This window comes from Vibrio sp. THAF64 (assembly GCF_009363455.1).
Lineage (GTDB): Bacteria > Pseudomonadota > Gammaproteobacteria > Enterobacterales > Vibrionaceae > Vibrio > Vibrio coralliilyticus.
Genome location: NZ_CP045355.1, coordinates 2,362,124 through 2,386,053, shown reverse-complemented (window position 1 = coordinate 2,386,053; position 23,930 = coordinate 2,362,124). Strand labels below are relative to the sequence as shown.

At 45.8% G+C, this 23,930-nt stretch carries 25 protein-coding genes; 20 read left to right on the top strand and 5 right to left on the bottom strand.

Going from position 1 to position 23,930, the window contains the following annotated elements:
* Nucleotides 1–93: 93 nt before the first annotated feature.
* Complete coding sequence (locus tag FIU99_RS10925) at nucleotides 94–1,797, bottom strand: protein adenylyltransferase SelO family protein (RefSeq protein ID WP_006962858.1); 1,704 nt, start codon at nucleotides 1,795–1,797, stop codon at nucleotides 94–96.
* Between the two features lie 164 nt (nucleotides 1,798–1,961).
* On the opposite strand from FIU99_RS10925, the gene FIU99_RS10920 reads away from it, so the two are divergent.
* Nucleotides 1,962–2,627 (top strand): SDR family NAD(P)-dependent oxidoreductase, encoded by a 666-nt coding sequence (locus FIU99_RS10920; RefSeq protein ID WP_152472276.1) that lies wholly within the window; start codon nucleotides 1,962–1,964, stop codon nucleotides 2,625–2,627.
* Between the two features lie 20 nt (nucleotides 2,628–2,647).
* Here the strand turns inward: FIU99_RS10920 and FIU99_RS10915 are convergent, their stop codons facing one another.
* Nucleotides 2,648–3,388, bottom strand: coding sequence for an ABC transporter substrate-binding protein (locus FIU99_RS10915; protein ID WP_006962856.1), 741 nt, complete (start codon nucleotides 3,386–3,388; stop codon nucleotides 2,648–2,650).
* A gap of 353 nt (nucleotides 3,389–3,741) precedes the next feature.
* Here FIU99_RS10915 and FIU99_RS10910 point away from each other — a divergent pair, with 353 nt between their 5' ends.
* The 18 genes from FIU99_RS10910 to nadA all read left to right on the top strand — a co-directional run bounded on the left by FIU99_RS10910 (nucleotide 3,742) and on the right by nadA (nucleotide 21,110).
* A complete protein-coding gene (locus FIU99_RS10910) occupies nucleotides 3,742–4,734 on the top strand; it encodes a porin (RefSeq protein WP_006962855.1) in 993 nt (330 codons plus the stop codon).
* Nucleotides 4,735–5,112: 378 nt separating this feature from the next.
* Nucleotides 5,113–6,852: a glycoside hydrolase family 36 protein gene (locus FIU99_RS10905; RefSeq protein WP_006962854.1), complete on the top strand. Its 1,740-nt coding sequence runs from the start codon at nucleotides 5,113–5,115 to the stop codon at nucleotides 6,850–6,852.
* A gap of 68 nt (nucleotides 6,853–6,920) precedes the next feature.
* Nucleotides 6,921–7,442, top strand: coding sequence for a crossover junction endodeoxyribonuclease RuvC (gene ruvC, locus FIU99_RS10900; protein ID WP_006962853.1), 522 nt, complete (start codon nucleotides 6,921–6,923; stop codon nucleotides 7,440–7,442).
* A 123-nt stretch (nucleotides 7,443–7,565) separates the two neighbouring features.
* Nucleotides 7,566–9,017, top strand: a complete 1,452-nt coding sequence (locus tag FIU99_RS10895) for a methyl-accepting chemotaxis protein (RefSeq protein ID WP_006962852.1) — start codon at nucleotides 7,566–7,568, stop codon at nucleotides 9,015–9,017.
* Nucleotides 9,018–9,095: 78 nt separating this feature from the next.
* The gene (gene ruvA / locus FIU99_RS10890; protein WP_029236098.1) at nucleotides 9,096–9,713 is read left to right on the top strand and encodes a Holliday junction branch migration protein RuvA; all 618 of its coding nucleotides are present in this window, start codon (nucleotides 9,096–9,098) and stop codon (nucleotides 9,711–9,713) included.
* A gap of 20 nt (nucleotides 9,714–9,733) precedes the next feature.
* Nucleotides 9,734–10,738, top strand: a complete 1,005-nt coding sequence (gene ruvB / locus FIU99_RS10885; protein ID WP_006962850.1) for a Holliday junction branch migration DNA helicase RuvB — start codon at nucleotides 9,734–9,736, stop codon at nucleotides 10,736–10,738.
* Between the two features lie 459 nt (nucleotides 10,739–11,197).
* Nucleotides 11,198–12,784 carry a cytochrome ubiquinol oxidase subunit I gene (gene cydA / locus FIU99_RS10880; protein ID WP_006962849.1) on the top strand — a complete coding sequence of 529 codons (1,587 nt, stop codon included), beginning with the start codon at nucleotides 11,198–11,200 and terminating at the stop codon, nucleotides 12,782–12,784.
* Between the two features lie 15 nt (nucleotides 12,785–12,799).
* Nucleotides 12,800–13,936 (top strand): cytochrome d ubiquinol oxidase subunit II, encoded by a 1,137-nt coding sequence (gene cydB / locus FIU99_RS10875; protein ID WP_006962848.1) that lies wholly within the window; start codon nucleotides 12,800–12,802, stop codon nucleotides 13,934–13,936.
* A 12-nt stretch (nucleotides 13,937–13,948) separates the two neighbouring features.
* On the top strand, nucleotides 13,949–14,056 hold the full coding sequence (cydX, locus tag FIU99_RS10870) for a cytochrome bd-I oxidase subunit CydX (protein ID WP_000270284.1): 108 nt from the start codon (nucleotides 13,949–13,951) through the stop codon (nucleotides 14,054–14,056).
* The gene (gene ybgE, locus FIU99_RS10865) at nucleotides 14,049–14,351 is read left to right on the top strand and encodes a cyd operon protein YbgE (RefSeq protein ID WP_006962847.1); all 303 of its coding nucleotides are present in this window, start codon (nucleotides 14,049–14,051) and stop codon (nucleotides 14,349–14,351) included. The genes cydX and ybgE overlap by 8 nt, the downstream gene beginning before the upstream one ends.
* 164 nt (nucleotides 14,352–14,515) lie before the next feature.
* Complete coding sequence (gene ybgC, locus FIU99_RS10860) at nucleotides 14,516–14,935, top strand: tol-pal system-associated acyl-CoA thioesterase (protein WP_006962846.1); 420 nt, start codon at nucleotides 14,516–14,518, stop codon at nucleotides 14,933–14,935.
* Nucleotides 14,925–15,623 (top strand): protein TolQ, encoded by a 699-nt coding sequence (gene tolQ, locus FIU99_RS10855; protein WP_006962845.1) that lies wholly within the window; start codon nucleotides 14,925–14,927, stop codon nucleotides 15,621–15,623. Before ybgC ends, tolQ begins: the two co-directional genes overlap by 11 nt.
* 5 nt (nucleotides 15,624–15,628) lie before the next feature.
* Nucleotides 15,629–16,072: an ExbD/TolR family protein gene (locus FIU99_RS10850; RefSeq protein WP_006962844.1), complete on the top strand. Its 444-nt coding sequence runs from the start codon at nucleotides 15,629–15,631 to the stop codon at nucleotides 16,070–16,072.
* A gap of 13 nt (nucleotides 16,073–16,085) precedes the next feature.
* Nucleotides 16,086–17,159, top strand: coding sequence for a cell envelope integrity protein TolA (gene tolA / locus FIU99_RS10845; protein WP_006962843.1), 1,074 nt, complete (start codon nucleotides 16,086–16,088; stop codon nucleotides 17,157–17,159).
* A gap of 10 nt (nucleotides 17,160–17,169) precedes the next feature.
* Nucleotides 17,170–18,522 carry a Tol-Pal system beta propeller repeat protein TolB gene (gene tolB, locus FIU99_RS10840; protein WP_006962842.1) on the top strand — a complete coding sequence of 451 codons (1,353 nt, stop codon included), beginning with the start codon at nucleotides 17,170–17,172 and terminating at the stop codon, nucleotides 18,520–18,522.
* Between the two features lie 37 nt (nucleotides 18,523–18,559).
* Nucleotides 18,560–19,099, top strand: coding sequence for a peptidoglycan-associated lipoprotein Pal (gene pal, locus FIU99_RS10835; protein WP_006962841.1), 540 nt, complete (start codon nucleotides 18,560–18,562; stop codon nucleotides 19,097–19,099).
* Between the two features lie 15 nt (nucleotides 19,100–19,114).
* Nucleotides 19,115–19,891 carry a tol-pal system protein YbgF gene (gene ybgF / locus FIU99_RS10830; protein WP_006962840.1) on the top strand — a complete coding sequence of 259 codons (777 nt, stop codon included), beginning with the start codon at nucleotides 19,115–19,117 and terminating at the stop codon, nucleotides 19,889–19,891.
* A gap of 157 nt (nucleotides 19,892–20,048) precedes the next feature.
* On the top strand, nucleotides 20,049–21,110 hold the full coding sequence (gene nadA / locus FIU99_RS10825) for a quinolinate synthase NadA (protein WP_006962839.1): 1,062 nt from the start codon (nucleotides 20,049–20,051) through the stop codon (nucleotides 21,108–21,110).
* A 68-nt stretch (nucleotides 21,111–21,178) separates the two neighbouring features.
* Here nadA and FIU99_RS10820 read toward each other — a convergent pair whose 3' ends face one another.
* Nucleotides 21,179–21,718: a disulfide bond formation protein B gene (locus FIU99_RS10820; RefSeq protein ID WP_006962838.1), complete on the bottom strand. Its 540-nt coding sequence runs from the start codon at nucleotides 21,716–21,718 to the stop codon at nucleotides 21,179–21,181.
* 10 nt (nucleotides 21,719–21,728) lie between these two features.
* Nucleotides 21,729–21,884: a DUF5993 family protein gene (locus tag FIU99_RS27350; RefSeq protein WP_006962837.1), complete on the bottom strand. Its 156-nt coding sequence runs from the start codon at nucleotides 21,882–21,884 to the stop codon at nucleotides 21,729–21,731.
* Between the two features lie 290 nt (nucleotides 21,885–22,174).
* Here FIU99_RS27350 and FIU99_RS10815 point away from each other — a divergent pair, with 290 nt between their 5' ends.
* Complete coding sequence (locus FIU99_RS10815; protein WP_006962836.1) at nucleotides 22,175–23,209, top strand: potassium channel family protein; 1,035 nt, start codon at nucleotides 22,175–22,177, stop codon at nucleotides 23,207–23,209.
* A 58-nt stretch (nucleotides 23,210–23,267) separates the two neighbouring features.
* On the opposite strand, the gene FIU99_RS10810 is transcribed toward FIU99_RS10815, so the two are convergent.
* Nucleotides 23,268–23,837 carry a UPF0149 family protein gene (locus FIU99_RS10810; RefSeq protein WP_006962835.1) on the bottom strand — a complete coding sequence of 190 codons (570 nt, stop codon included), beginning with the start codon at nucleotides 23,835–23,837 and terminating at the stop codon, nucleotides 23,268–23,270.
* Between the last annotated feature and the right edge of the window lie 93 nt (nucleotides 23,838–23,930).

Below are 23,930 nucleotides of genomic sequence, written 5' to 3'. Positions count from 1 at the left end.
TATGCAACTGCTATTGTTCAATTTTATGTTTGCCTGTTTTTACTGGGGTATGTTTTGCGCAAACTTCGTTCGTTCAGTGACTATTGAAAGTGGTTATGAAGAACAGCTGTAATGAGAGACCCCGCCTGCTGCGAAATACTCTAACGGTTTTAGCTTGTAGTATTTCTCTTCGACCTCTTTAGATTGCTCACCATACGGGTCAGATAATATCTCTTGTAACTCATGGATAAGCGAAAAATCTCCCAGTCTAGCTTGCTCATAAGCAGGGACAATAAGCCACTCGCGCCAAGTGTATTTAGGGTTTACTTGCTTCATGTTACGAGAGATAACCTCGATACCTTTTTCAACATTCAGTGACTTACGCCATGATGTTAACCACTCACTCCACTCATTTTCTAATAGTTCATCAGGCTCAGTGTAAAAGCTCTTGGCAATTTCAGAGACATCCTCTGGAATATCACAGAGTTCGCGGAAGAACATCGTGTAATCGACATGGGTCTTCATCATCAGAGCGAGTAGCGAGTTAAATAGAGGAGCATCAAATGTGTCGAGACCCAATTTGTCTGCCCACATCTGGGTAATTTTGTCTTGCATGAGTGAAGAGAAGCCATCGCGAATCTCATCCAATTGTTGGATGAGCTCTGGGGAAGACTGCAATAACACTTCTAACGCGGAGCAGAAAGATTCAAAGTTCTTTTCGGCGGCCAATGGCTGGTTAAAGAAGGCAAAGTGTCGACCACCACCTGTCCAAGGTTGAAAATAGGGTTCAAAACGTTCGCAAAACCCGAACGGACCATAATCTAAGGTGAATCCACCTACTGCACAGTTGTCACTGTTAAAGTTGCCCTGACAGTAGCCGACGCGTAGCCAGTGTGTAATTAATGTCGTGAGCCGTTCGCGAAACTCAACGGCTAACCGGAGTGCTTTGTCAGCCAAAGGAAGGTTAGCATCTATCTTATCGTCATACTCTCGTTCAATCATGTGTAAAGCCATCATCTCCAATTCAACTACAGCGTTGGGATGTTCCTGACAACGAGCGCGGCGCCCGAAGAGTTCAAGTTGACCAACACGCAAGAAAGACGGCGCGACGCGAGTTGAGATCGCCACAGGGTTTGAGACCATGACATCAGGATCTTGAGAGCGAGAGCCTTCACGATACCAAGGGCGATCAACCGTTTCCGATTGGGATACAAATAAGCTTAAAGATCGTGATGAAGAAACCCCAAGAGCATGCATATGTTCTTGTGCAAGGAATTCGCGGATACTTGAACGAAGTACCGCTCTGCCATCTGCACCGCGGCAGTATGCTGTTGGACCACCGCCTTTTAACTGCATTTCCCAGCGCTGGTGGTTGAGTACTCCTTCAAAGACTGAGATAGCACGTCCATCACCATAACCATTGCCCGTTCTAAATGGGCACTGTTCTGTGTATTCATTACCAAAGATAGACAAGGCGTAGCCTGTCGCCCAGCCTAGGTTGCGCATGGGAGCTGGTACCTGACTCACATCACCAGAAAATAGCTGTTTGAATTCTTCGCTTAGTGCAAGGCTGTCTTGCAAGCCCAGCTCTTTAAAAAAAGGGCGACTGTGGCTGACAAATACAGGGTCAGAAATGGGAGTAGGTTTGACTGGCACGTAATGACCTGAAAACACCTGTCTTGGGAAGTGATCTTCGCCATCTTGCGTCGCATCTGGGTCACAGATAAGCGTGTTGAGCAAAGAGTAGTCAGAGGCTCGGGCAAGATCGGCCAAGTTATCAATATCTACTGGGCGTTTCATCCCTTCCTGTTTATTCATGCTTTTTATAATTCCTGACGGCAAGTAGAATCTATCAGCAATGATACGTCGGTAATGGGTAAAAGGCATCAATAGCCGGCGATAAAATCTTGGCAGACCACTTGAGCGATATTCGCACGCTTTGTTAGGTTCAGCATGGTTAGGTCCAACATGAAAGGAATATTATGATTGTAATTACAGGTGGCAGCAGCGGATTGGGCGCGGCGTTAGCAAAACGGCTTGATGCGGATGGGCAGACGGTTTTGTTAACTGGTCGCAGTCGAGAGAAGCTTGCAGCAGTCGACGCGCAGCTATCGGAGCAATCAAGCTACCAAACATGTGATCTGGCTAATCACAGCTCGGTCTCTGATTTGTTTGATGGTTTTCAGGGCCTGCCGACTACCTTAATTCACTGTGCGGGCTCAGGGTACTTTGGTCTGCTTGAGCAGCAAGAACCTGATGCGATTCAAGCGTTAATCGACAATAACCTGAAATCGGCAATTAATGTGCTGCAAGAAGCGGTCAAGCGATACCAAGATAAACCCGTTAATGTAGTTATGGTGATGTCGACAGCCGCTCAACAACCAAAAGCTCAGGAATCGACTTATTGTGCGGTCAAGTGGGCAGTTAGAGGTTTATTGGAATCGGTGCGCCTAGAACTGAAAGGCAAACCAATGAAGTTGATTGCGGTGTACCCTGGCGGTATGGATACAGAATTCTGGCCGTCAAGCGGGAAGGATTTGAACACAGCCGGATTTGTGGCAGCAGAGGACGTAGCTGAGATGATTCATTCGTCGTTGTCTAGTTTCGGCAATGGCTTCGTTTCTGACATTACGATCAATCGGGTTTAAAATCCTCTAAGCTGAAAGTACTAGTCAGTCAAGCCGTACTTTATTCGCAGATCATGAAGTTTCTGCTCCGCGTGATGTTTAAAATACAGGTTGAGCGCTGTCACGATTTGCTCGGCTTGAGGATGATCTTTTCTCACTGCGGCGTGCAGTGGGGTTGAGTCAAGGTAGGCTTCGCTAAAATGAAGCCTGTCCTTTTTGATTCGCATCTCTTTCACTGTCCATCTTCCCACTGCTTCATCAGTGACGAGAACATCTGCCCGATCGGTAAGCACCAAGCGGATGCTATTGGGTAAGTCTATCGAGTCTGCTGGGATCATTTCTTTGTAGTCACGTAATCCGGCGCCGTAGGCATAGTTGTTGATTAACGCAACACGCAAGCCTTTCAAACTGTTCATTGAGGTATATTCAAAATTGGTGTCGGTGCGAGAAATAAAGGCCATCTGGTTATACATGTATTCATCTGTGAACAAGTAATCTTTGTTGCGTTGTTCTGTCTTCCAGATGGCGATGATGACGTCATTTTTGCCGTTAATGGTTTCTTTAAGCACCCTAGACCAGGGTTTGACAGAATATTCTATTTCAAAACCAGCAGAGACTAACGCTTCTGTCACCAAATCATGGGCGATCCCGCTGCCAAGTGCAGAGTTCATGACGTAAGGAGGCCATAAGTCTTGCGCGAGTCGTAATGGCGCAGCCCATCCTAGGCCACTCCATAGGCTGAGAGTAAGGAAAATCAATTTTCCAATTTGGTATCTATACACCAGTCTGTTCCATCAAACCTCTTAGTAATTAAGTTTAGTTGAGGTTGAGAAAGCCAAAAATATTTTTATCATCAGAGTTATCTCTGTGCTCATTTTACAATGAGTATTTGCTTTCGCGTATTCGAGCGTGGCCTTACGGCTATTACGCTCAGAATAGAAATTCCTCTTTGTATTGAGTTGTTTGTCATTAGTAATTAAGGGAGCTTGACCTTTTTCGTGAATCTTAATTAGGTGACTACGTTTATTTTTTATTGATTTATTTGTTAATAATGATTGGCGCCAATAGTTTCTATAGCCAGAGCGAGCAGATGGTATTTGACGCTCATAAATAAAAATCTATAGGAACATAGAAAATGAAAAAGACAGCATTAGCAGCAGCCCTATCTCTTGTTGCAGGTTCAGCCGTAGCAGCAGAAGCACTTTCAGGCGACCAATTCACAGTATCTGGTGAAATCGCAGTCGGTGGTTACTACCAAACAGATCGTAAAGAAAATGGTAGTGATTATGTTGTAAGCAACGATGATTCTCTGAAATCAGAAGAAATCTACAACGGCGGTGTAACGGGTTTTGATATCTTCGCTGATTACGAAAACGGTAACATTGTTGGTAAGTTTGGCGGTGAGTTTGACGTAGAAAATGACTACGGTACATCAGATTCAGAGTTCAATATTACTGACACTTGGGTTGGTTACAAAACTGGTGCTGGTGTTGTTTCTGCTGGCTATGCAAATGACACTGCTCTAGACGCGGTTGATGGTGCAGCAGACCAAACTATCGAGTTCCTATGGTCACCAAATGATGCATCTGACGCACGTCAGGTAGTTAAATTTGAAGGCGATAAAGAAGGCGTTAAATACGGTATCTCTTACTATGGTGACCGTAACTATACGGACGGCTCTGCTGAAGAAGAGCGTCAACCAGGCTACAACGGTTACCTAGGTTATGAAAACGACACTTTCATGGTTAACTTTGGTTACGAAGATAACGATGAAGATAAAGGTACTACCGACAAACTATACCTAGTGAACGGTTCTGTGAAGCTTGGTTCTGTTGGCATCGGTGCTACTTTTGCTGAAGAAGAATTTGCAGATGGCAAAAAAGTTAAGATGTACAACACATCTGCAGGTTACACCATTGATGCACTATACTTAGCAGCAGGTTACGTAACGATTGAAGACACTCGCGAAGCAGTGAACTTCGGTGGTTCTTACGCGTTTACCGATAACGTGACTGCACTAGTTGATATTGCTTACCACATTTCTGATGAAGGCTTTAACTCAACGACAGGTGTTGGCGCAGAAGAAGGCGACATCGAATCATTCGTTAAACTAGCTTACGCATTCTAATTTAACGATCGGGTTTATTCATATCTCTTAAAGCCCACAAAGGTGGGCTTTTTTTAAGCAGGACGCTTATCGCAATAATCCACTGCCTTTTCGCCCTCCGGAGTTGGAGGGCTTTTTCGTTTTAAGACACCCCCAGATTCATCTCCTACTAGGGTTCTTTCATTCTTTCCCTCAAAAACTCTACCTGTGAATGGATGCTAATACCGCTTTGTGCGGGCAGGCATCTAAAAGTGATTCTTCATCACCATCACAAATGATATGAAAACAATTCGTGACCCAGACCAATATTACCTAAGTTAGTGATTGGACAATAAAAAAACCTAGTGCTCTAATTTGATTAAGGGCACAGCAAATTTGATTGATCTGGGGGGCTCATTTATGTCGTTTTCAGTCAGCTTGGAAAATGGTCGTACTCTGCGGGTCAGAGACATCAATTTGCAAGCCGAGCTCCATCACAATGAAATATCGTTTAGTTATCAAGGCTTGAATAATGATCGTATCAGTGGGCGCTATGTTCTGGCGATTACGGAGTTTGAGTTCGAACATAATGCGACTCTGCTAGGTGATGGTTTCCAGATGCTTGCTCAGACTACGGGTACTGTCGACAACCCTGTGGATATTGGACGCTGTCCGGACAACTCTTCAAGTTATCGTATCTATTCTTCAACAGGACCAAAGCGCTATTACAATTATCTGGTGGTTGAAGACTCCTTAGGTTACAGCTTGTTTGGTTTTACCTCTTGCCATCGTTTTGCCGGCTATTTTGAAGTGGTTGAGTTAGAGAATCACAACTGGTTGAAGATTTGCATTGATGGCGAAGATACCTACCCACTGGATTGGGCATCTAATCAGTTGGAGTCTGTCGTGGTACTTCAGGGAGAGTCGTTGTCAGCGCTCTTTTCTGAGTATGCTCAATTGATTTCGCGTCATCATCCGCCAAGAGCTGGCGTGAAGAAGACGGCGCCTATTGGTTGGTGCTCCTGGTACGCTTACTATGCTGACGTTACGCAGAGCCATGTCCTCGATAATTTGAATCATATGAAGGATGAGTTGGCATCGCTCGAATATGTACTGCTGGATGACGGTTATCAGGCTTTTATGGGAGACTGGCTCACGCCGTCTGACAAATTCCCCTCTGGCGTAAAAGCGCTGATAAAAGAAATCAAACTTCAGGGCAAGAAGCCCGCGATTTGGCTAGCCCCCTTTATTGCTCAGCCAGAATCGGAGCTTTTTAAGCAACATCAAGATTGGTTTGTGACTCATGAAGATGGCTCTCTACTGAAAGCCGAAGACGTGACTTATGCCGGTTGGCGCTGCACACCTTGGTACATCTTGGACACGTCTCACCCAGATGTGCAGGAGCATCTTACCCAAGTGGTTAAAACGATGCGAGAAGAGTGGGGGATAGAGCTGTTCAAGCTTGATGCGAATTATTGGGGAACGCTAAAAGGGCGACGAGATCAGAGCGGCATCACTGGTGTCGAAGCGTATCGATTGGGTATGGAAGCCATTGCCGAAGGAGCGGGGGATGCCTTAATTCTTGGCTGTAATGCTCCAATGTGGCCATCGCTAGGACTTGTCGATGCGATGCGAGTGTCAGACGATGTGGAACGAGATGAACGGCGCTTTGAGCAAATCGCGAAAGAAACGTTTTATCGCAGCTGGCAGCATCGAAAACTGTGGCAGATTGATCCAGACTGCGCCACGTTTGTCTCTTTGCCGAATCAGGCCACAGAGCGTCGTTATTACGAGTTTCATCGGGACACACTGCTAGCCTGCGGTGGCATGTTGTTATCTGGTGACCCGTTGCCCGAACTGACGCCCTTCGCTCAGAAAACACTCTCCCGCCTGTTTATCCGCCAAAAACATAGCCAAAACGCGGCTAGATTTACTTCGTTGAGCTTGCACCATGCTTATTTGAAAATGACGGAGCAGAATGATCTGCACTGTTTGTTTAACTTCCAGCAACCTGCTCGAGAAGTGACTTTAACCTCTGACTTTCCAGTGTATTGGTATGATTACTGGAGCGGCGAAAAACTCAGTCATGAACGTACTGCGGTGATCGAAGTCACCTTGGATGCTGGATTATCAAGCAGAGCGATTGTGACCGCGCGCTGAAACCTCGCTAAAGATCATGGGGTAAGCTAAGATACGCGCTGGCTAAACGAATAGGTTTTATAAGCACTATGTCAATCATCTTGGGCATTGACCCAGGTTCCCGCATCACCGGATACGGCGTCATCCGCCAGACCGGACGTCACCTCCACTATTTAGGCAGTGGTTGCATTCGAACATCAGAAAAAGAGCTGCCCGGTCGACTGAAGCAAATTTACGCCGGAGTCACAGAAATCATCACCCAATTTCAACCGGATGTGTTCGCTATTGAGCAAGTGTTTATGGCGCGCAATGCGGACTCCGCCTTAAAGCTTGGTCAAGCCCGCGGCAGTGCGATCGTAGCTGCCGTCAACGCCGATCTCCCTGTCTATGAGTATGCGGCGCGCTTAATTAAACAAGCGGTAGTTGGAACGGGGGGCGCAGATAAAGAGCAGGTGCAGCACATGGTACAGTCAATGCTCAAGTTGCCTGCTAAGCCTCAAGCGGATGCCGCTGATGCCCTAGGCGTTGCTATCTGTCATGCAAATACCAATAAAACCTTAGTTGCTTTGGCTGGCAAAGCAACCAGTGCACGACGAGGTCGTTACCGTTGATTGTGCATAGTGATTTCAAAATTGAGACGTCCTAAACAGATCTAACAATGCGATTTGTTATGAAAATGTTGCAAATCTATAGTGGTCGGAGGTCTTACAACTTTCAATCAAGGATGATTGACAATGAACCCAGCCACTCTCTGGCGTCGTGCGTGTATGCCGAGCCAACACAATTGGACAAAATCACAACAGCGACAGGCTGATATCCTGTCTCTATTCACTTTTATTGCTTTCCTCGTCGGCCTTTATAGCTTTATTAAATGGAGTAAACACAGCCATGACAGCTTAGTGCTGACTTCTGTGTTTCTTATTGTATTAGAGCTGATTTCTGCGGCGTGTTTGAAGTGGTTTAAACATCCCGGTTTTGCGCTCAATCTTGGATTTGTCGGCATGACGGTCCATGCGCTCAACATCATTTATCAAAGTGGTGGCGTCGTCGAGTCAACTCAAACCTATTGGGTGCCTTTACTGGTTGTTGCATTTTTCCTCTCGGGAACCCGCTTCATGGCGATCTGTTGGAGTGCGATTGTCATTTCGTTATCGGCTGCCATGACGTATCTTCATCTCTCGGATTTTAGCTTTCCTCAATTGATTCTGTCTGAACCGGCATTGCGCATTGAAATATGGTCAGGAACCATTCTCCCGCTGGTGGTGATTTGTATTGCTCAAGCTTTTACGGCGAAACAGCGTGACCAAGCGATTGAGCTAGCTGAGTACGCAAAACAAAAAAGTGAAGCGGTAGCTGATAAAGCTACGCAAGGTGAGCGCCATTTATCGAGTGTACTAGATCAGGCAAATCAGAATTCTCATCAATTGAAAGAAGTCTCGCAAATTTTGGAGTCTCAGTCGGAAGCCCTCGACAGCCAGGTCAGTCAGCTCAACATCAATAGTGAATCGCAGGCCAGTGCAGCTGAACAGATGAGCCAGCAAGTCCATCAGATGACCGAGGGGCTTGAAGATTCTAGCCACTTTGTCACTGAGTTGCGCGGACGAAGTGACGCTGTTCATAAACAGGCGGAGAAAAGTTCAGAACTGCTTGAAGCTTCTACCAGTGCAATAAGCCAGATCATCGACAGCCATGAGCAAATCATGAAAGTCGCTGATTTGATCACTTCGGTTGCGGAACAAACCAATTTACTGGCACTGAATGCAGCGATTGAAGCCGCTCGTGCAGGTGAACAGGGCAGAGGTTTTGCTGTGGTGGCGGATCAGGTACGTGAGTTATCAGCTAAGAGTAGTGAGTCTGCGGTGGAGATTCGTAACTTGCTTGACCGAAGCGAACAGGAAGTGCGGCACGGTCAAGATGTGGTCCATGCTAGTGCGACGCGAATGAAAGAAGTCATCGAACAAGTGACGGGTATCTCGAAAGATGTAAACGGCTTAGCCAATATCATGACTAACCAAATGTCGGCACTCAAAGAACTGGATGAAGCGAGCAGTGAAGTGGCCAATGGTGTGGTGGAGACCAAGACCATTTCCGAGCTTGTTGCACAAAATGGTGCGCAGTTAAACGGGCAGGTCGAGACAGTTCGCACTCTCACATCCCAACTTGATCTAGTGGTCTCAAAAATCTAGATACACTGTATAAAGAACTGGATGTCTATCCAGTTCTTTATTATCCTGTCGCAAATTCATTTCCAAAGAGTATTGAGTGTGATTGGACGTTTGCGTGGCATTCTGCTTGAAAAGCAACCCCCTGAATTGTTGATTGAAGTAAACGGTATTGGCTATGAAGTTCAGATGCCGATGAGCTGTTTTTACGAATTGCCGAATATTGGTGAGGAAGCAATCATCTACACGCATTTCGTTGTTCGCGAAGATGCTCAGCTACTCTATGGCTTTAATACCGTTAAAGAACGCGCTCTATTCCGCGAAGTGATTAAAGCTAATGGTGTTGGCCCGAAACTGGGCTTGGGTATATTGTCAGGTATGACAGCCAGCCAATTTGTTTCATGTGTTGAACGTGAAGACATTTCAACACTGGTTAAATTACCGGGTGTTGGTAAGAAAACTGCAGAACGTCTGGTCGTTGAGATGAAAGACCGTCTCAAAGGTTGGGGGGCGGGTGATTTGTTCACGCCGCATACAGATGCAGCGCCAGTCGATTCAGCGCCTCAAGTTGATCAAGCTAACGCCGAAGAAGAAGCAATTAGCGCATTACTTGCACTTGGCTATAAACCGACACAAGCTTCTAAAGTAGTGTCTCAGGTCAAAACCGCGGATATGAGCAGCGAAGAGCTAATCCGCGAAGCACTAAAGTCAATGGTTTAAGTGACGACTAGGAACTGTTAATGATAGAAGCGGATCGTCTAATCGCGCCGGAAAATGCGGTTTATAAAGAAGAAGACGTTATCGACAGGGCAATTCGCCCGAAAAAACTGGCGGATTACCAAGGACAAGATCACGTTCGTGATCAGATGGAGATTTTCATCAAGGCCGCCAACCTACGTGAAGAAGCGTTAGATCATTTGCTGATATTTGGCCCTCCTGGTTTGGGGAAAACCACATTGGCGAATATTGTGGCCAATGAAATGGGCGTAAACATTCGCACTACATCTGGTCCTGTTCTGGAAAAAGCCGGTGACTTGGCCGCGCTTCTGACCAACCTAGAAGAAAACGATGTGTTGTTCATCGATGAAATCCACCGTTTGAGCCCGATGGTTGAAGAGGTGTTGTATCCAGCGATGGAAGACTACCAGCTCGATATCATGATTGGTGAAGGTCCTGCCGCACGTTCCATCAAGATCGATTTACCACCCTTTACCTTAATCGGTGCTACTACACGAGCTGGCTCGTTGACGTCACCACTTCGAGACCGTTTTGGTATTACCCAGCGCCTGGAATACTACAAAATTCCTGATCTTCAGCATATTGTCCAGCGTAGCGCTGATTGTTTGGGCTTGTCGATGGAGAGCGAAGGCGCGCTTGAAGTCGCAAGACGTGCTCGTGGTACGCCACGTATCGCCAACCGCTTGTTACGCCGCGTACGAGATTACGCTGAAGTGAAAGGTAACGGTCATATATGTGCAGATATCGCAGACAAGGCCCTTAACATGTTGGATGTTGACGCACAGGGCTTCGACTACATGGACCGCAAATTGCTGCTGGCCATTATGGAGAAGTTCGGTGGTGGACCTGTTGGGCTGGATAACATGGCAGCCGCCATTGGCGAAGAGAAGGACACCATTGAAGATGTCTTGGAGCCGTATCTGATACAACAAGGCTATCTGCAGCGAACGCCAAGAGGGCGTATTGCTACCGATAGGGCATACCTTCATTTCGGAATTGAAAAATAAGTTTTCAGGACCAGCTCATCATGAGCTGGTCTTTTACTATGAGTGATATTGATCACAATAATTAAATCTCGTTACTACTAATTAGGTAACTAAAATGCACGAGTTGTTAAGCGCTTGTTTTGCATAAATACCTTGGTCTACCTCCCAAATAACCGCAAATTAACAAAAGCTCGCTTAAACTGTTGATGTGGATCAATGTGATGGATTTTTAGACAAAAATGCCGCACAAAATTTGATACAAATCAAAGCGAAGTCCAAAGATAAACCTTTTGAAACAGACAGTTTTTAGGAGTAGCATTAGCGCCAGCTATATTAGCTGATGCTTAACAATTAACTAACCGTTACGGTACATTTTTGCAACAACATACTGTTCTTTAGCAACATTATTTAAGTTGGCTAAACGCCTACTTATGCTGCATGAATGTAGAAAGTGTCTTCAGCCGACACATAGGAGTAAACATGATTGATGTAGTCGATCTGTCGCGGTTGCAGTTTGCGCTCACTGCGATGTATCACTTCCTCTTCGTACCATTGACTCTGGGTATGGCTTTCCTTCTCGCCATCATGGAATCTCTGTACGTAATGACGGACAAGCAAATCTACAAGGACATGACAAAGTTCTGGGGTAAGCTTTTCGGTATTAACTTCGTACTTGGTGTTGCCACCGGCCTGACCATGGAATTCCAGTTTGGTACTAACTGGTCTTACTATTCTCATTATGTCGGGGATATCTTCGGGGCTCCACTGGCCATCGAAGCTCTGGTTGCCTTCTTCCTTGAGTCCACTTTCGTTGGCCTTTTCTTCTTCGGCTGGGACCGACTGACAAAACGACAACACTTAGTTGTAACTTGGTTAGTCGCATTGGGTTCTAACTTCTCGGCACTGTGGATCTTGGTTGCAAACGGCTGGATGCAAAACCCAGTTGGAGCAGAATTCAATTTTGAAACCATGCGAATGGAAATGGTGAGCTTTGCTGAGGTTGTACTTAACCCGGTTGCTCAGGTGAAATTCGTACACACAGTAGCTTCTGGCTATACGACAGGCGCGATGTTTATTCTTGGCATCAGTTCTTACTACCTATTAAAAGGTCGTGACATCGCTTTCGCTCGTCGTTCATTCGCCATCGCAGCCTCTTTTGGTATGGCGGCAATCCTGTCTGTAATCGTGCTTGGTGACGAATCTGGTTATGAACTAGGTGAAGTGCAGAAAGTAAAACTGGCAGCAGTAGAAGCTGAATGGCACACCGAACCAGCGCCAGCCGCTTTCACTCTGTTTGGCCTGCCAAATCAGGAAACCATGCATACTGATTACGCGATCAAGATTCCTTACGTTATGGGCATCATCGCGACTCGTTCTTTAGATGAGCAAGTAACAGGTCTACGTGACCTTCGTGATGAACACGTTGAACGTATTCGCACTGGTATGTACGCCTATGAACTGCTTGAAAAGCTTCGTGCAGGCGATAAGTCAGAAGAAAACATGGCTGCCTTTGATGAAGTGAAAGGCGACCTAGGTTACGGCCTTCTTCTGAAGCGTTACACAGAAAACGTGGTTGATGCGACTGAAGATCAAATCCAAGCGGCGGCGGATGATTCTATCCCAACAGTTTGGCCACTATTCTGGTCGTTCCGAATCATGGTTGCGTGTGGCTTTATCATGCTATTCGTATTCGGTGCCGCATTCATCCAGACTTGTCGCCAGAAGATCGAGCAAAAACCATGGGTACTAAAAGCCGCGTTGCTGAGTATTCCACTGCCTTGGATTGCTATCGAAGCAGGTTGGTTTGTTGCTGAATTCGGTCGTCAGCCATGGGCTGTGGGTGAAATTCTACCTGTACATGTGGCGGCATCTGCACTCACCGCTGGAGAAATCTGGACGTCACTGTTTGCAATCTTGGCGCTATACACCGTCTTCCTGATTGCAGAAGTGTACTTGATGCTGAAATTTGCTCGCAAAGGTCCTAGCAGCCTGAAGACAGGTCGTTACCACTTTGAGCAAAACGCTGACTCTGTTGAAGACAAAGTTAGTCGTCAAGTAGACGCGTAAAGCAAGGAGAAACATATGTTTGAATACGAAATCTTGCGACTTATCTGGTGGGTTCTGATCGGTGTTCTCCTGGTAGGCTTCGCAGTGACTGATGGCTTCGATATGGGTGTTGGTGCGCTAGTACCTGTAATCGGAAAAAATGACACTGAACGTCGTGTGATGATCAACTCGATCGCACCTCACTGGGAAGGTAACCAAGTTTGGTTGGTGACAGCGGGTGGTGCTCTATTTGCTGCATGGCCTTTAGTTTACGCAACGTCGTTTTCTGGATTCTATCTGGCGATGATTCTGACGTTGGCTGCTTTGTGGCTAAGACCGTTGGGCCTCTCTTATCGCTCAAAGATTGAAGATACTAAGTGGCGTCAAACGTGGGATATTTGTATTTCTATCAGTGGCTTCGTTCCACCAATTATCTTTGGCGTGGCGTTTGGTAATCTACTACAAGGTGTACCGTTCCAGTTGACTGAATTTTTGATGCCAACGTATCACGGTTCATTCTTTGGTCTGTTAAACCCATTCGCATTACTATGTGGCTTAGTTAGCTTGTTCATGATCTTAATGCAGGGCGCTACTTGGCTACAGATGAAGACTACAGACGCAGTTCACGCTCGCTCACGCAGTGTTGCACAAATCATGGGTCTACTAACGGTTGCGACTTTCGTTGCTGCTGGTTTCTGGGTTCAAAGTATTGAAGGCTACGTGATTACCAGCGCAATTGACCATAATGGCGCGTCTAACCCACTTGCTAAAGAAGTAGTTCGTGAAGCGGGTGCTTGGATGAACAACTTCGAGCAGTACCCGTTGATGTGGATTGCTCCAGCGCTGGGTGTAGTGATGTCTCTTGTTACTGTACTGGCTTCACGTCTTGAGCGTGGTGGTATCGCATTCTTCGCTTCAAGCCTAGGTAATGCAGGTATTATTTTCACAGCGGGTCTTGCGATGTTCCCATTCATCATGCCTTCTGATTTGATGCCTAACCACAGCCTGACCATGTGGGATGCAACGTCATCTGAATTGACGCTCAATCTGATGACAGGTGTAGCCTTTATCATGGTGCCTGTTATCTTGGCGTACACAATTTGGACTTACTACAAGATGTTCGGTCGTCTGGACAGCAAGTTCATTGAAGACAACAAAAACTCACTTTACTAAGGAGCTATTACTATGTGGTATTTCGCATGGATTCTAGGTGTACTACTTGCTTGTGCATTCGGTATCATCAATGCTCTTTGGCTAGAGCATTCAGAAATGATGGATAAAGACAGTGAGTAATCTCACTGAGCAGGTAGCTAAGCTGCATGCGCCAATGGATAAGGCTCTGTTTAGAGCCTTATCTCTGATTCTTGGTTTTTATCATGTTGCTATGGTGATGTGGGATCCGGAGCAGTATTCAGCTTCAATAGGCGGCTTCAATGCACTGATCTCACCGCTGATGATTTGGGCAATTTGCTCCAGTATGATCTTTGGCTTGAGTTTCAAACCAAAAAACTGGTATTGGCAAGTATTATTCAGTCCCTATTTTTCCTTAACGATTCTAATTTATTTAACTCTAATACGTGTTTTGTAAATTGAACTGACTGAAAATTATCCACTAATTAGTCACAATAGCGCCACTATTTGATAGCTGGCGCTATTTTTTGTTTCAATCTTTGAAAACCTCCATTAACCCTTGCATAAACGGCAATGAGTTGCGTTATAGTAAAGCACCTCAATTGTTAGAAAGGGATTGATGTGCAAAGCGAACCTGCTGTATTTGAGCTGCCTGTAACGGTTTATTATGAAGATACTGACGTCGGTGGGCTGGTATTTCACGCCAATTACGTTAAGTATTTTGAGCGTGGCCGTTCTGAATATCTGTCCAGTATTGGTGTTTCACAATCGACTCTTTTGGAACAAAACATCGGTTTCGTAGTCCGACACATGGACATCGATTTTCTGCAAGGCGCTCGTCTCGAAGACCGTCTAACGGTTAAGACATCAGTTGCAGAAGCGAAGAAAGCAAGCCTTATTTTCTGTCAGGAGATCGTAAATCCTGCCGGTAAAACATTGTGTAAAGCAATGGTTAAGGTAGCATGCATCGATAATGAAAAAATGAGGCCAAAAGCGATCCCTCAATCAATAGTTATGGAGTTTACTCACAGTGACCGCTGATATTTCAATGCTTGACCTGTTTTTGCAAGCAAGCCTGCTCGTAAAAATGGTGATGTTGACCTTGTTAGGTATGTCGATTGTTTCTTGGGCAATGATCATTAAGCGCAGTAAAGTGCTATCCCAAGCTGCGAAAGGAGCTGAAACATTCGAAGATAAGTTCTGGTCAGGCACTGATCTTTCCGTCCTTTATCAAAATGCTAAAAAGCGCAAAGACGAACTGGAAGGAACGGAAGAGATCTTCTATTCAGGTTTCACTGAGTTTGCTCGCCTAAGAAAATCCAACGCTGACTCACCTGACTTCATTATGGAAGGCACTGGTCGCGCAATGCGTGTTGCAGTTGCCCGTGAAGTCGATGAACTTGAAACTAACCTACCATTTTTGGCAACGGTTGGCTCAATCAGCCCTTATATCGGTCTATTTGGTACAGTTTGGGGCATTATGCATGCCTTTATCGCACTTGGTGAAGTTAAGCAGGCTACTTTAGCCATGGTTGCGCCGGGTATCGCTGAAGCATTGGTTGCAACTGCGATGGGTCTATTTGCAGCGATTCCAGCTGTGATGGCTTACAACCGATTGAGTAATAAAGTGGGTAAGTTGGAACACAACTACGCCACTTTCTCTGAAGAATTCCACAGCATCCTGCACCGCCAAGCGATGGCTGGACGTGATTCTGCCAACAGGGATTAATGGATATGGCAGGCTATCAACCTAAAAAACGTAAGATGACGGCAGAGATTAACGTTGTGCCTTACATCGACGTTATGCTCGTGTTGTTAATTATCTTCATGGTGACGTCGCCTTTCGTAACACAGGGTGTTGATGTTGAGTTGCCAAAAACAGCAACAGCGAAACCTGCATCAGAGCTCGCCGGAGATAGCGACTCAAGTTTCATCATCGTAGAAATTGATCGTGAAGGCAATTTAGGCCTGAGTGTAAACGATGAAGAAGTCATGCGTGGTATCTCGCTGCAGGACGTGATTGTACGTGTGAAAGCAGAACTGTCCTTGAAGCCAGAGTCACCTGTCGCTGTTGGTGGTGATGCGGCGACTCCTTATGCTGAAGTGGTACTGGTTCTGGACGAATTAAGCCGTGCTGGGATCCCTAAAGTGGGGCTTCTTACGGACATAAAGGAATAAGCGCTCTCAGGTTATGAAAGAGACCAAACCAAAGAAAAAGAGTGATTACACCAAGCCGATAGCGATATCTGCAGCTTTGCATGCACTGTTGGCTGTGGCGCTTATTTGGGGAACAGACTTTACCATGTCAAAGCCAGAGCCTTCTGGTCAGATGGTTCAGGCGGTTGTTATTGACCCCAACTTGGTGCGCCAGCAAGCTCAGCAAATTCGCAGTCAACGTGAAGAAGCAGCGAAGAAAGAGCAGGACCGTTTAGATAAGTTGCGCCGCGAAAGCGAGCAGCTTGAGAAAAACCGCAAAGCGGAAGAAGAACGCATTCGTAAGCTGAAAGAGCAGCAAGCACGAGAAGCGAAAGCTGCACGTGAAGCTGAGAAAGCCAGACAGCAGAAAGAAAAAGAACGCCAAGCCGCTGAAGAGCGAGTTAAAAAAGAGCGCGAACGTGCGGCTAAATTAGAAGCTGAGCGTAAAGCGAAAGAAGAGGCGATCAAAAAAGCGGAACAAGAACGTTTAGCTAAAGAAGCCGCTATCGCTAAAGCAGAGAAAGAGCGCGTTGCACGTGAGAAAGCGGCAAAAGAAGCGGAAGAAAAAGCACGTCGTCAACGTGAAGCGGCTGAAAAAGCTGAAAAAGAACGTATAGCGAAGGAGAAAGCTGCTAAAGAAGCTGCTGAGAAAGCGCGAAAAGAGAAAGAACGTTTAGAGCGCTTGGAGCGTGAACGTAAAGAGCAAGAAGCTGCTTTAGATAACATCTTCTCTGGTCTAGAAACTGAGGCTGAGCAAAACAGTTCAGCTAGACAGCAACACGTGAATAGTGAAGCGGATCGATACGGTGCTATTTATACCCAATTGATTCAGCAGAACCTGCTACTGGAGGACAGTTTCAGGGGAAAGTCATGCCGAGTTAATCTGCGCCTGATTCCTACAGGTGCTGGCGCCATTGTCGGTAATCTAAGCGTGCTTGATGGTGACAATCGACTGTGTTCGGCGACGCGACGAGCGGTTGCGCAGGTAGGAAGTTTCCCATTACCTAAAGAACAAGACGTCATCAATCAGTTAAAGAATATCAATTTAACCGTAGAACCTAAGTCATAAGGAAAAGCTTGTGTTAAAGCGACTAGTATTAGGATGTTTGCTCACAGTGATGAGCGCGTTTCAGGTAGCCAATGCGGCACTGGAACTTGTGATTACAGACGGCATTGACTCTGCACGTCCGATCGCTATCGTCCCATTTAAGTGGGAAGGTTCAACTAAATTACCTCATAATGTATCAGCTGTTATTGCTTCTGATTTGCAACGCAGTGGTAAATTCAGCCCAGTTGCAACCAGCAAAATGCCACAAACACCATATAGTGAAAGTGAAATTAACTTTGATGCTTGGACAGGGTTAGGCGTTGATGCGTTACTAACAGGCACTATTTCGCAAAATGCGGAAGGTAACTATGTAATCAACTACCAGTTGGTGGACGTAGTTCGTGGTCAATTAACTCAAGGGCAAAGCAAAGCGTTAAGTACTGATGGCCAACTCGTGTTGTCTAAAGATCACGTGCTTTTCAACAAGCGTGCAACAGTGCCGGGGGAGCGTATGCGTGAATATGCTCACCGAATTTCAGACTTGGTATACAAAGAGTTAACTGGTGAGCGTGGTGCGTTCCTGACTCGAATCGCTTACGTTGTGGTTAACGATAAAGACAGCTATCCGTATCAACTACGTGTTGCTGACTATGATGGTTATAACGAGCGATTGGTTCTACGTTCTAAGCAGCCACTTATGTCTCCAGCTTGGTCACCAGATGGTAAGAAACTGGCTTATGTGAGTTTCCAAAATGGCCAGGCAGAAATCTTCATCATGAACATCTACACGGGTGAGCGTGAAAAAGTAACGTCATACCCTCGTCACAATGGTGCGCCACGATTCTCTCCTGATGGTAATAAACTCGCTCTCGTGTTGTCGAAAACAGGCAGCCTGCAAGTTTATACATTGGATTTGAAAACCCGCAAGTTGACGCAAATAACACGTGGTAGATCAAATAATACAGAACCATTCTGGCATCCTGATGGCAAATCACTGATCTTTACCTCGGATCGGGGTGGTAAACCTCAAATTTATCAAGTAGATTTGGCAAGTGGTTCAACCAACCGCCTTACCTGGCAGGGTCGCCAGAACCTAGGTGGGCAGATTACACCTGATGGACGATTCCTAGTAATGGTCAATCGCAGTAACTCGGGCTTCAATTTGGCAAAGCAGGATCTTGAAACGGGCGCCGTTCAGGTTCTGACAAAAACATTGCTGGATGAATCACCGAGTATTGCGCCAAACGGCGGTATGGTTATTTATAGCTCTATCTTCAACAAAACCAATGTGCTTTCAATGGTTTCAATAGATGGACGCTTTAAAGCTCGATTACCGGCAACAAACGGTCGCGTTCGTGCACCTGCATGGTCACCGTTTTTGTAGCAAGTAATAAGTATCAAAAAGTAAGGAAAATATAACAATGCAACTAAACAAAGTTCTTAAAGGGCTATTGATTGCGCTACCAGTTCTAGCTGTTACAGCATGTAGTTCAAGCGATGACGCAGCTAACGCTTCTGGTTCTGAAACTAACCAATCAACGTCTGGCTCTGCTAACGGTGTTGATACAACTGTAGTTTCACCAATCGGTGAGAACGGCCAACTTTCTGAGCAAGAGCTTAAAGAGCAGGCACTTCGTGAGTCTCAAACAATCTACTTCGCGTTTGACAACGCAACCATCGCTGGTGACTACGAAGAAATGCTAGCTGCACACGCGGCTTACCTAAGCAAAAACCCTGCACTAAAAGTGACTATCGAAGGTCACGCTGATGAGCGTGGTACTCCTGAGTACAACATCGCACTAGGCGAGCGTCGTGCAACTGCAGTTGCTAAGTACCTACAAGCACTAGGTGTTCAAGCAGACCAAATCTCAATCGTGAGCTACGGTGAAGAGAAGCCTCTTCTACTAGGTCAGTCTGAAGATGTGTACGCTAAGAACCGTCGTGCGGTTCTAGTATACTAATCAAGGAAAGACCTTATGTTCAGTAACCTTAAGCGCGTAGTTACGCTTACGTTACTGGCAAGTGCAGCGAACACTGTGTTCGCTGCACCAGCTCCAGTATCTGATCTTGGTGGTAGCAACTCTGCACCATCGTCTTCTGCCGTACCGGCAAATGAAACCGAAGTTCAACGCCTCGAACGCTTGTTAGAAAACCGCAATCGCGTTCAGTTGCAAATGCAACAGCAGCTTGATGAAATGGCGTTGGAAATTAGTGACCTTCGTGGTCAGCTAGAAAAGAATAATTACGACATGCAGCAGATGCTGCAGCGTCAGCGTGAATTGTTTATCGAGCTTGATAAGCTTCGCGGCCAGATCAACAGCGCTCCAGCAGTCGATACTGCAGCTAAAGATGACCAAGCGAAGCCTGTTGGTAAATTCAGTACTAATGTGGATGAGCAGACTGCGTATCAGAATGCCGTTGATCTTATCCTTAAGAAACGTGATTACACGGGTGCTATTGCTGCATTCCAGCAATTTCAGAAAGACTTCCCTGACTCAACGTTTGCACCAAACGCCCATTACTGGCTAGGGCAGCTTTATTTTGCTAAGAAGCAGGATAAAGAAGCAGTTAAGAGCTTTGCCTCGGTAGTGTCTTACAAAGACTCGAATAAACGTGCGGATGCTCTGGTGAAACTTGGTGACCTTTCGCAGCGTAACAACAATGCAGCGCAAGCGAAAAAGTACTATCAACAGGTACTTGACGAGTATCCAGATAGTGCGTCTGCAAAACTTGCGGCAGAACGTATTAAGTAGATAAACAAAGGAGCGCAGAGTCGCTCCTTTTTAATACCCTCTGTACGGACATTCCATTCACTATTTACTCAACAAGTAATTCTTGCGGAAACTAGCATCTTGATCTGGGTTAAGGTTACAATACTCGGATTACTGGAAGTTGCGTAGAGCAAGAGCAATGAGCCACATTTTAGATACAATCGAAACTGTTTACCCATTCCCACCGAAACCAACACCGCTGACAGATGACCAAAAGCAAGCGCACATTAAAAACATTAAAGAGCTGCTTAAAGAGAAAGACGCGGTACTGATCGCCCACTATTACACTGACCCTGAAATTCAAGCGCTTGCTGAAGAGACCGGAGGGTTTGTTGGCGATTCACTAGAGATGGCCAAGTTTGGTAACCGCCATCCTGCGAGCACATTGATTATCGGTGGTGTGCGCTTTATGGGCGAATCTGCAAAAATTCTGACACCTGAAAAACGCATCTTGATGCCAACGCTAGAAGCGGAGTGTTCATTAGACTTAGGTTGTCCAGCGGACAAATTCACAGAATTCTGTGATGCGCACCCTGATCACACTGTCGTAGTTTATGCGAATACCTCAGCTGCGGTGAAGGCCCGTGCTGACTGGGTGGTGACGTCAAGTATCGCTTTGGAAATCGTTGAGCATTTAGACGCTGAAGACAAACCTATTATCTGGGGCCCCGATCGCCATTTAGGCTCTTACATCGCCAATCAAACTGGTGCTGATATGCTTTTGTGGCAAGGCGAATGTGTCGTTCACGATGAGTTCTCTGCTGATGCGTTACGTAAGATGAAAGGTCTATACCCTGAAGCGGCGATTTTGGTACACCCTGAGTCACCAGCGAGTGTAGTCGAGCTGGCGGACGCTGTCGGCTCAACTAGCCAACTGATCAAAGCGGCTAAAGAGCTACCTCAGCAAAAAATGATCGTTGCGACTGATAAAGGTATCTTCTTCAAGATGCAGCAATTGGTGCCTGAAAAAGAACTGATTGAAGCACCTACTGCTGGTGCAGGAGCCACTTGTCGTAGCTGTGCACATTGTCCTTGGATGGCAATGAACGGTCTGAAAGCAATCGAAGAAGCATTGCGCGACGGTGGAGAACAACACGAAATTTTCGTTGATGAAGCATTACGTGTGAAATCGCTTATTCCATTAAATCGTATGCTTGATTTTGCCGAGCAACTGAACATGCAGGTTAAGGGTAACGCTTAAATCCGCATACAAATAACTCAAAAGCCAGCTTAACTAAGCTGGCTTTTTTGTCTCTAATTATTCACGGTTTAGTTAAACAACCAGTAGCTCACAGGGTTATCTGGACATTGGTATGGCCCGCACTCAACAAACGTCGATAGCATATTGAGAGCCACTACCGATATCGCAAGCAGACACACCCAGCGACCAATCTTGCTCATTTCGAAAGGTTCCGTATTCCAAGCCTCGTTCCACAGCATGAGCAGTATCGCGACAGCCAAAATAGTCGCTGAGAACAAGACGAACGCCCAAGTGTAGTAATGCATACCAAAGATAGCGCTGCCATATCCAGGAGTACCAGGGATAACGTGCAATGAGACTTGGCGCAGGGCGGTCGCTGCCCCAAACAGTGCCCCTATCAACACGACACCATAATGTCGTTGCTGTGGACCGTATTTTACGTTGAGCAGAAAGCCAAACATCACCATGACAAAACCAATGCGCTGAAGTAGGCAAAGGGGGCATGGCAACTCGTTGAGTGAGAATTGGAGGACAAAACCAATTAGCAAGACTAACGTCATGCCGAAAAGGCCGAGGGTATTAAGAATATTGATTTGATTTCGGTTCATCGTGCTCTCCTTACAGCAAAATAGAAAGAGCGTCGTTGGCATGGTGGTTAAACCAATACAAACCAATCAATATCGATGTGGCGAACAGAGTGTAGCCAAGTGACTTTTTGCCGCAGAATGCGAAAAGCATCGCAGCAAAAAGTACTAAAAAGATGAAAGACATCATGTGAAAACCCTTACTTTCTTATCTTAATTACAGCGAGTTTAATACTCGTCTATCCCCAACATAGACCTAGCCGATTTGAGATTCGATAGATAAACGCAAAACCTAAGATTGCAGAAAGCGAGCGTCGGTGTGTAAGCCGCCCATTTAAACGTTATTACCCTGATTTTTCTGACTATAACCATATAGAAGTGACAAGGGATCAACAGTTTAATACAGGGAATTGGCTCATCGGTCCTAAGTGAGTTAACCTAGTTAGAATATTGATAGTAATCAGTCGAGTAACAGGAAATATGTCAGTTTGGTTTGTTTTCAAAAAGTGGTTGAAATCACGATTATTCCAGCTGAGTAATCGCAATCTGATCATTTTGCTGCTGGCGTATGTGGCTTTGTCTTGGGGAATGTTGGTAGTTAGTGGTGAAACGGCACTGACTGAAGATATCTCCACTTTTGTCTATTACCTCATGGTCACGGCATCGACAGTCGGATATGGCGATTTGTCTCCGACAACAGCAGCAGGAAAATGGGTGGTGATTTTATTCGTCATACCTGGCGGATTAACCTTATTTGCTGCTCTTGTTGGTAGGTTAGCTTCGGCATCAGTAGATTATTGGCGCGCAGGAATATTAGGAAAACGGAGAGTTGGTGTGGAAAATCATATTCTGCTTTTAGGTTGGAACGGTCAGCGTACTATGCATTTAATTCGTATGCTGCAACATGAAGAAGAAGGGAAACGACCTATCGTATTGTGCAGTAGATCTGATATCGAGAATCCTTTACCAGGAGAAATCGGCTTTGTAAAAGTGACTAGCTACACCGATGAGCAGGAGATGGAAAAGGCATCGGTCGCACAGGCCAGTTGCATCGTGGTCGATAACTTGGAAGATGATATTACGCTATCTGCGGCGCTTTACTCAGCCAACGTGAACCCAAAGGCGCACCTATTAGCTTATTTCAAAGATGAAGCGTTGAGCCAATTGCTCAATCAACATTGCCCGAATGCTGAATGTATTCCGGCCGTTGGAGCCGAAATGCTTGCCAAAGCCGCTGTAGACCCGGGATCTAGCGCTCTTCATCAAGAGCTGCTCGCTTCCACTAGAGGAATGACTCAGTACTCAACAACCTACCCAGAAAGCGCTTCTGCAACAGATGTGCAGTCTATCTTTGTTTACATTAAACGTGCTTACCAAGCGACACTCATCGCGATTGATACCGGAAAAGGGATCGAACTCAACCCCGACTTAGAAAAGGTTATCCTTCCAGGAACTAAGTTGTTTTACATCGCAGATGAGAGGATAGATGCTTTTGAGTGGTCATCAATGAAGTGAGCAATGCTGTTTACAAAGAAAAAAGGGCCATTGGGCCCTTTTTAGTTTTGAGTAGTTTTTATTCCGCTTCCACCAACATGGAGCCGCGCATTGCTAGGCCACATAACATAGTTGGGATTGCATTAAATATCTCTTCAAACTGCTCTAAGCCTTCAATACCTTGCTCAGCCAATGTAGCGATTGAAGTCTCTGGGTCGTAAAGCATGCTGAGAGAAAGCAGTACACCGCCAAGAAGGGCGCTGTCTTCGCTGTCTTCAGGCATGATGGTTTCCCAGTCATCTCTGGCTAGCTGCCAGCCTTGCAAAACACCTTCACAGAAATCACGTGCTTCCTGATTAACGATATCCGCTTCATCCAGCGAACATTCGCTTGGCCATACCCACTGGTTTTCTAGTAAAGCAGGGCGGTATTCGTTCCACATTGCAATAATCAATTCAATGTAGGTTTCTAGCTGCTCGCCATCAGAAAAAGGCGCAACTTCTTCTCCACCCCATAGAAAAGGAAGCCATTCTTGAGGCGGCAATACATTGGGTGCAGCAGCCATAGCTGTAACGAATCCTTGAGTTTTTGGCTCGTTGATCAGTCGGTTTTCCAGTTCTGGCTGAGAAAGGATTTCTTGTAGTGTCAAAATGAATACCAAACGGGTTTGATGAAATTGGGCTAATACTAACAGCCAAAACGAGACATAAAAAGGTGGCAGCTTTGTTATCTTCGCTATAAT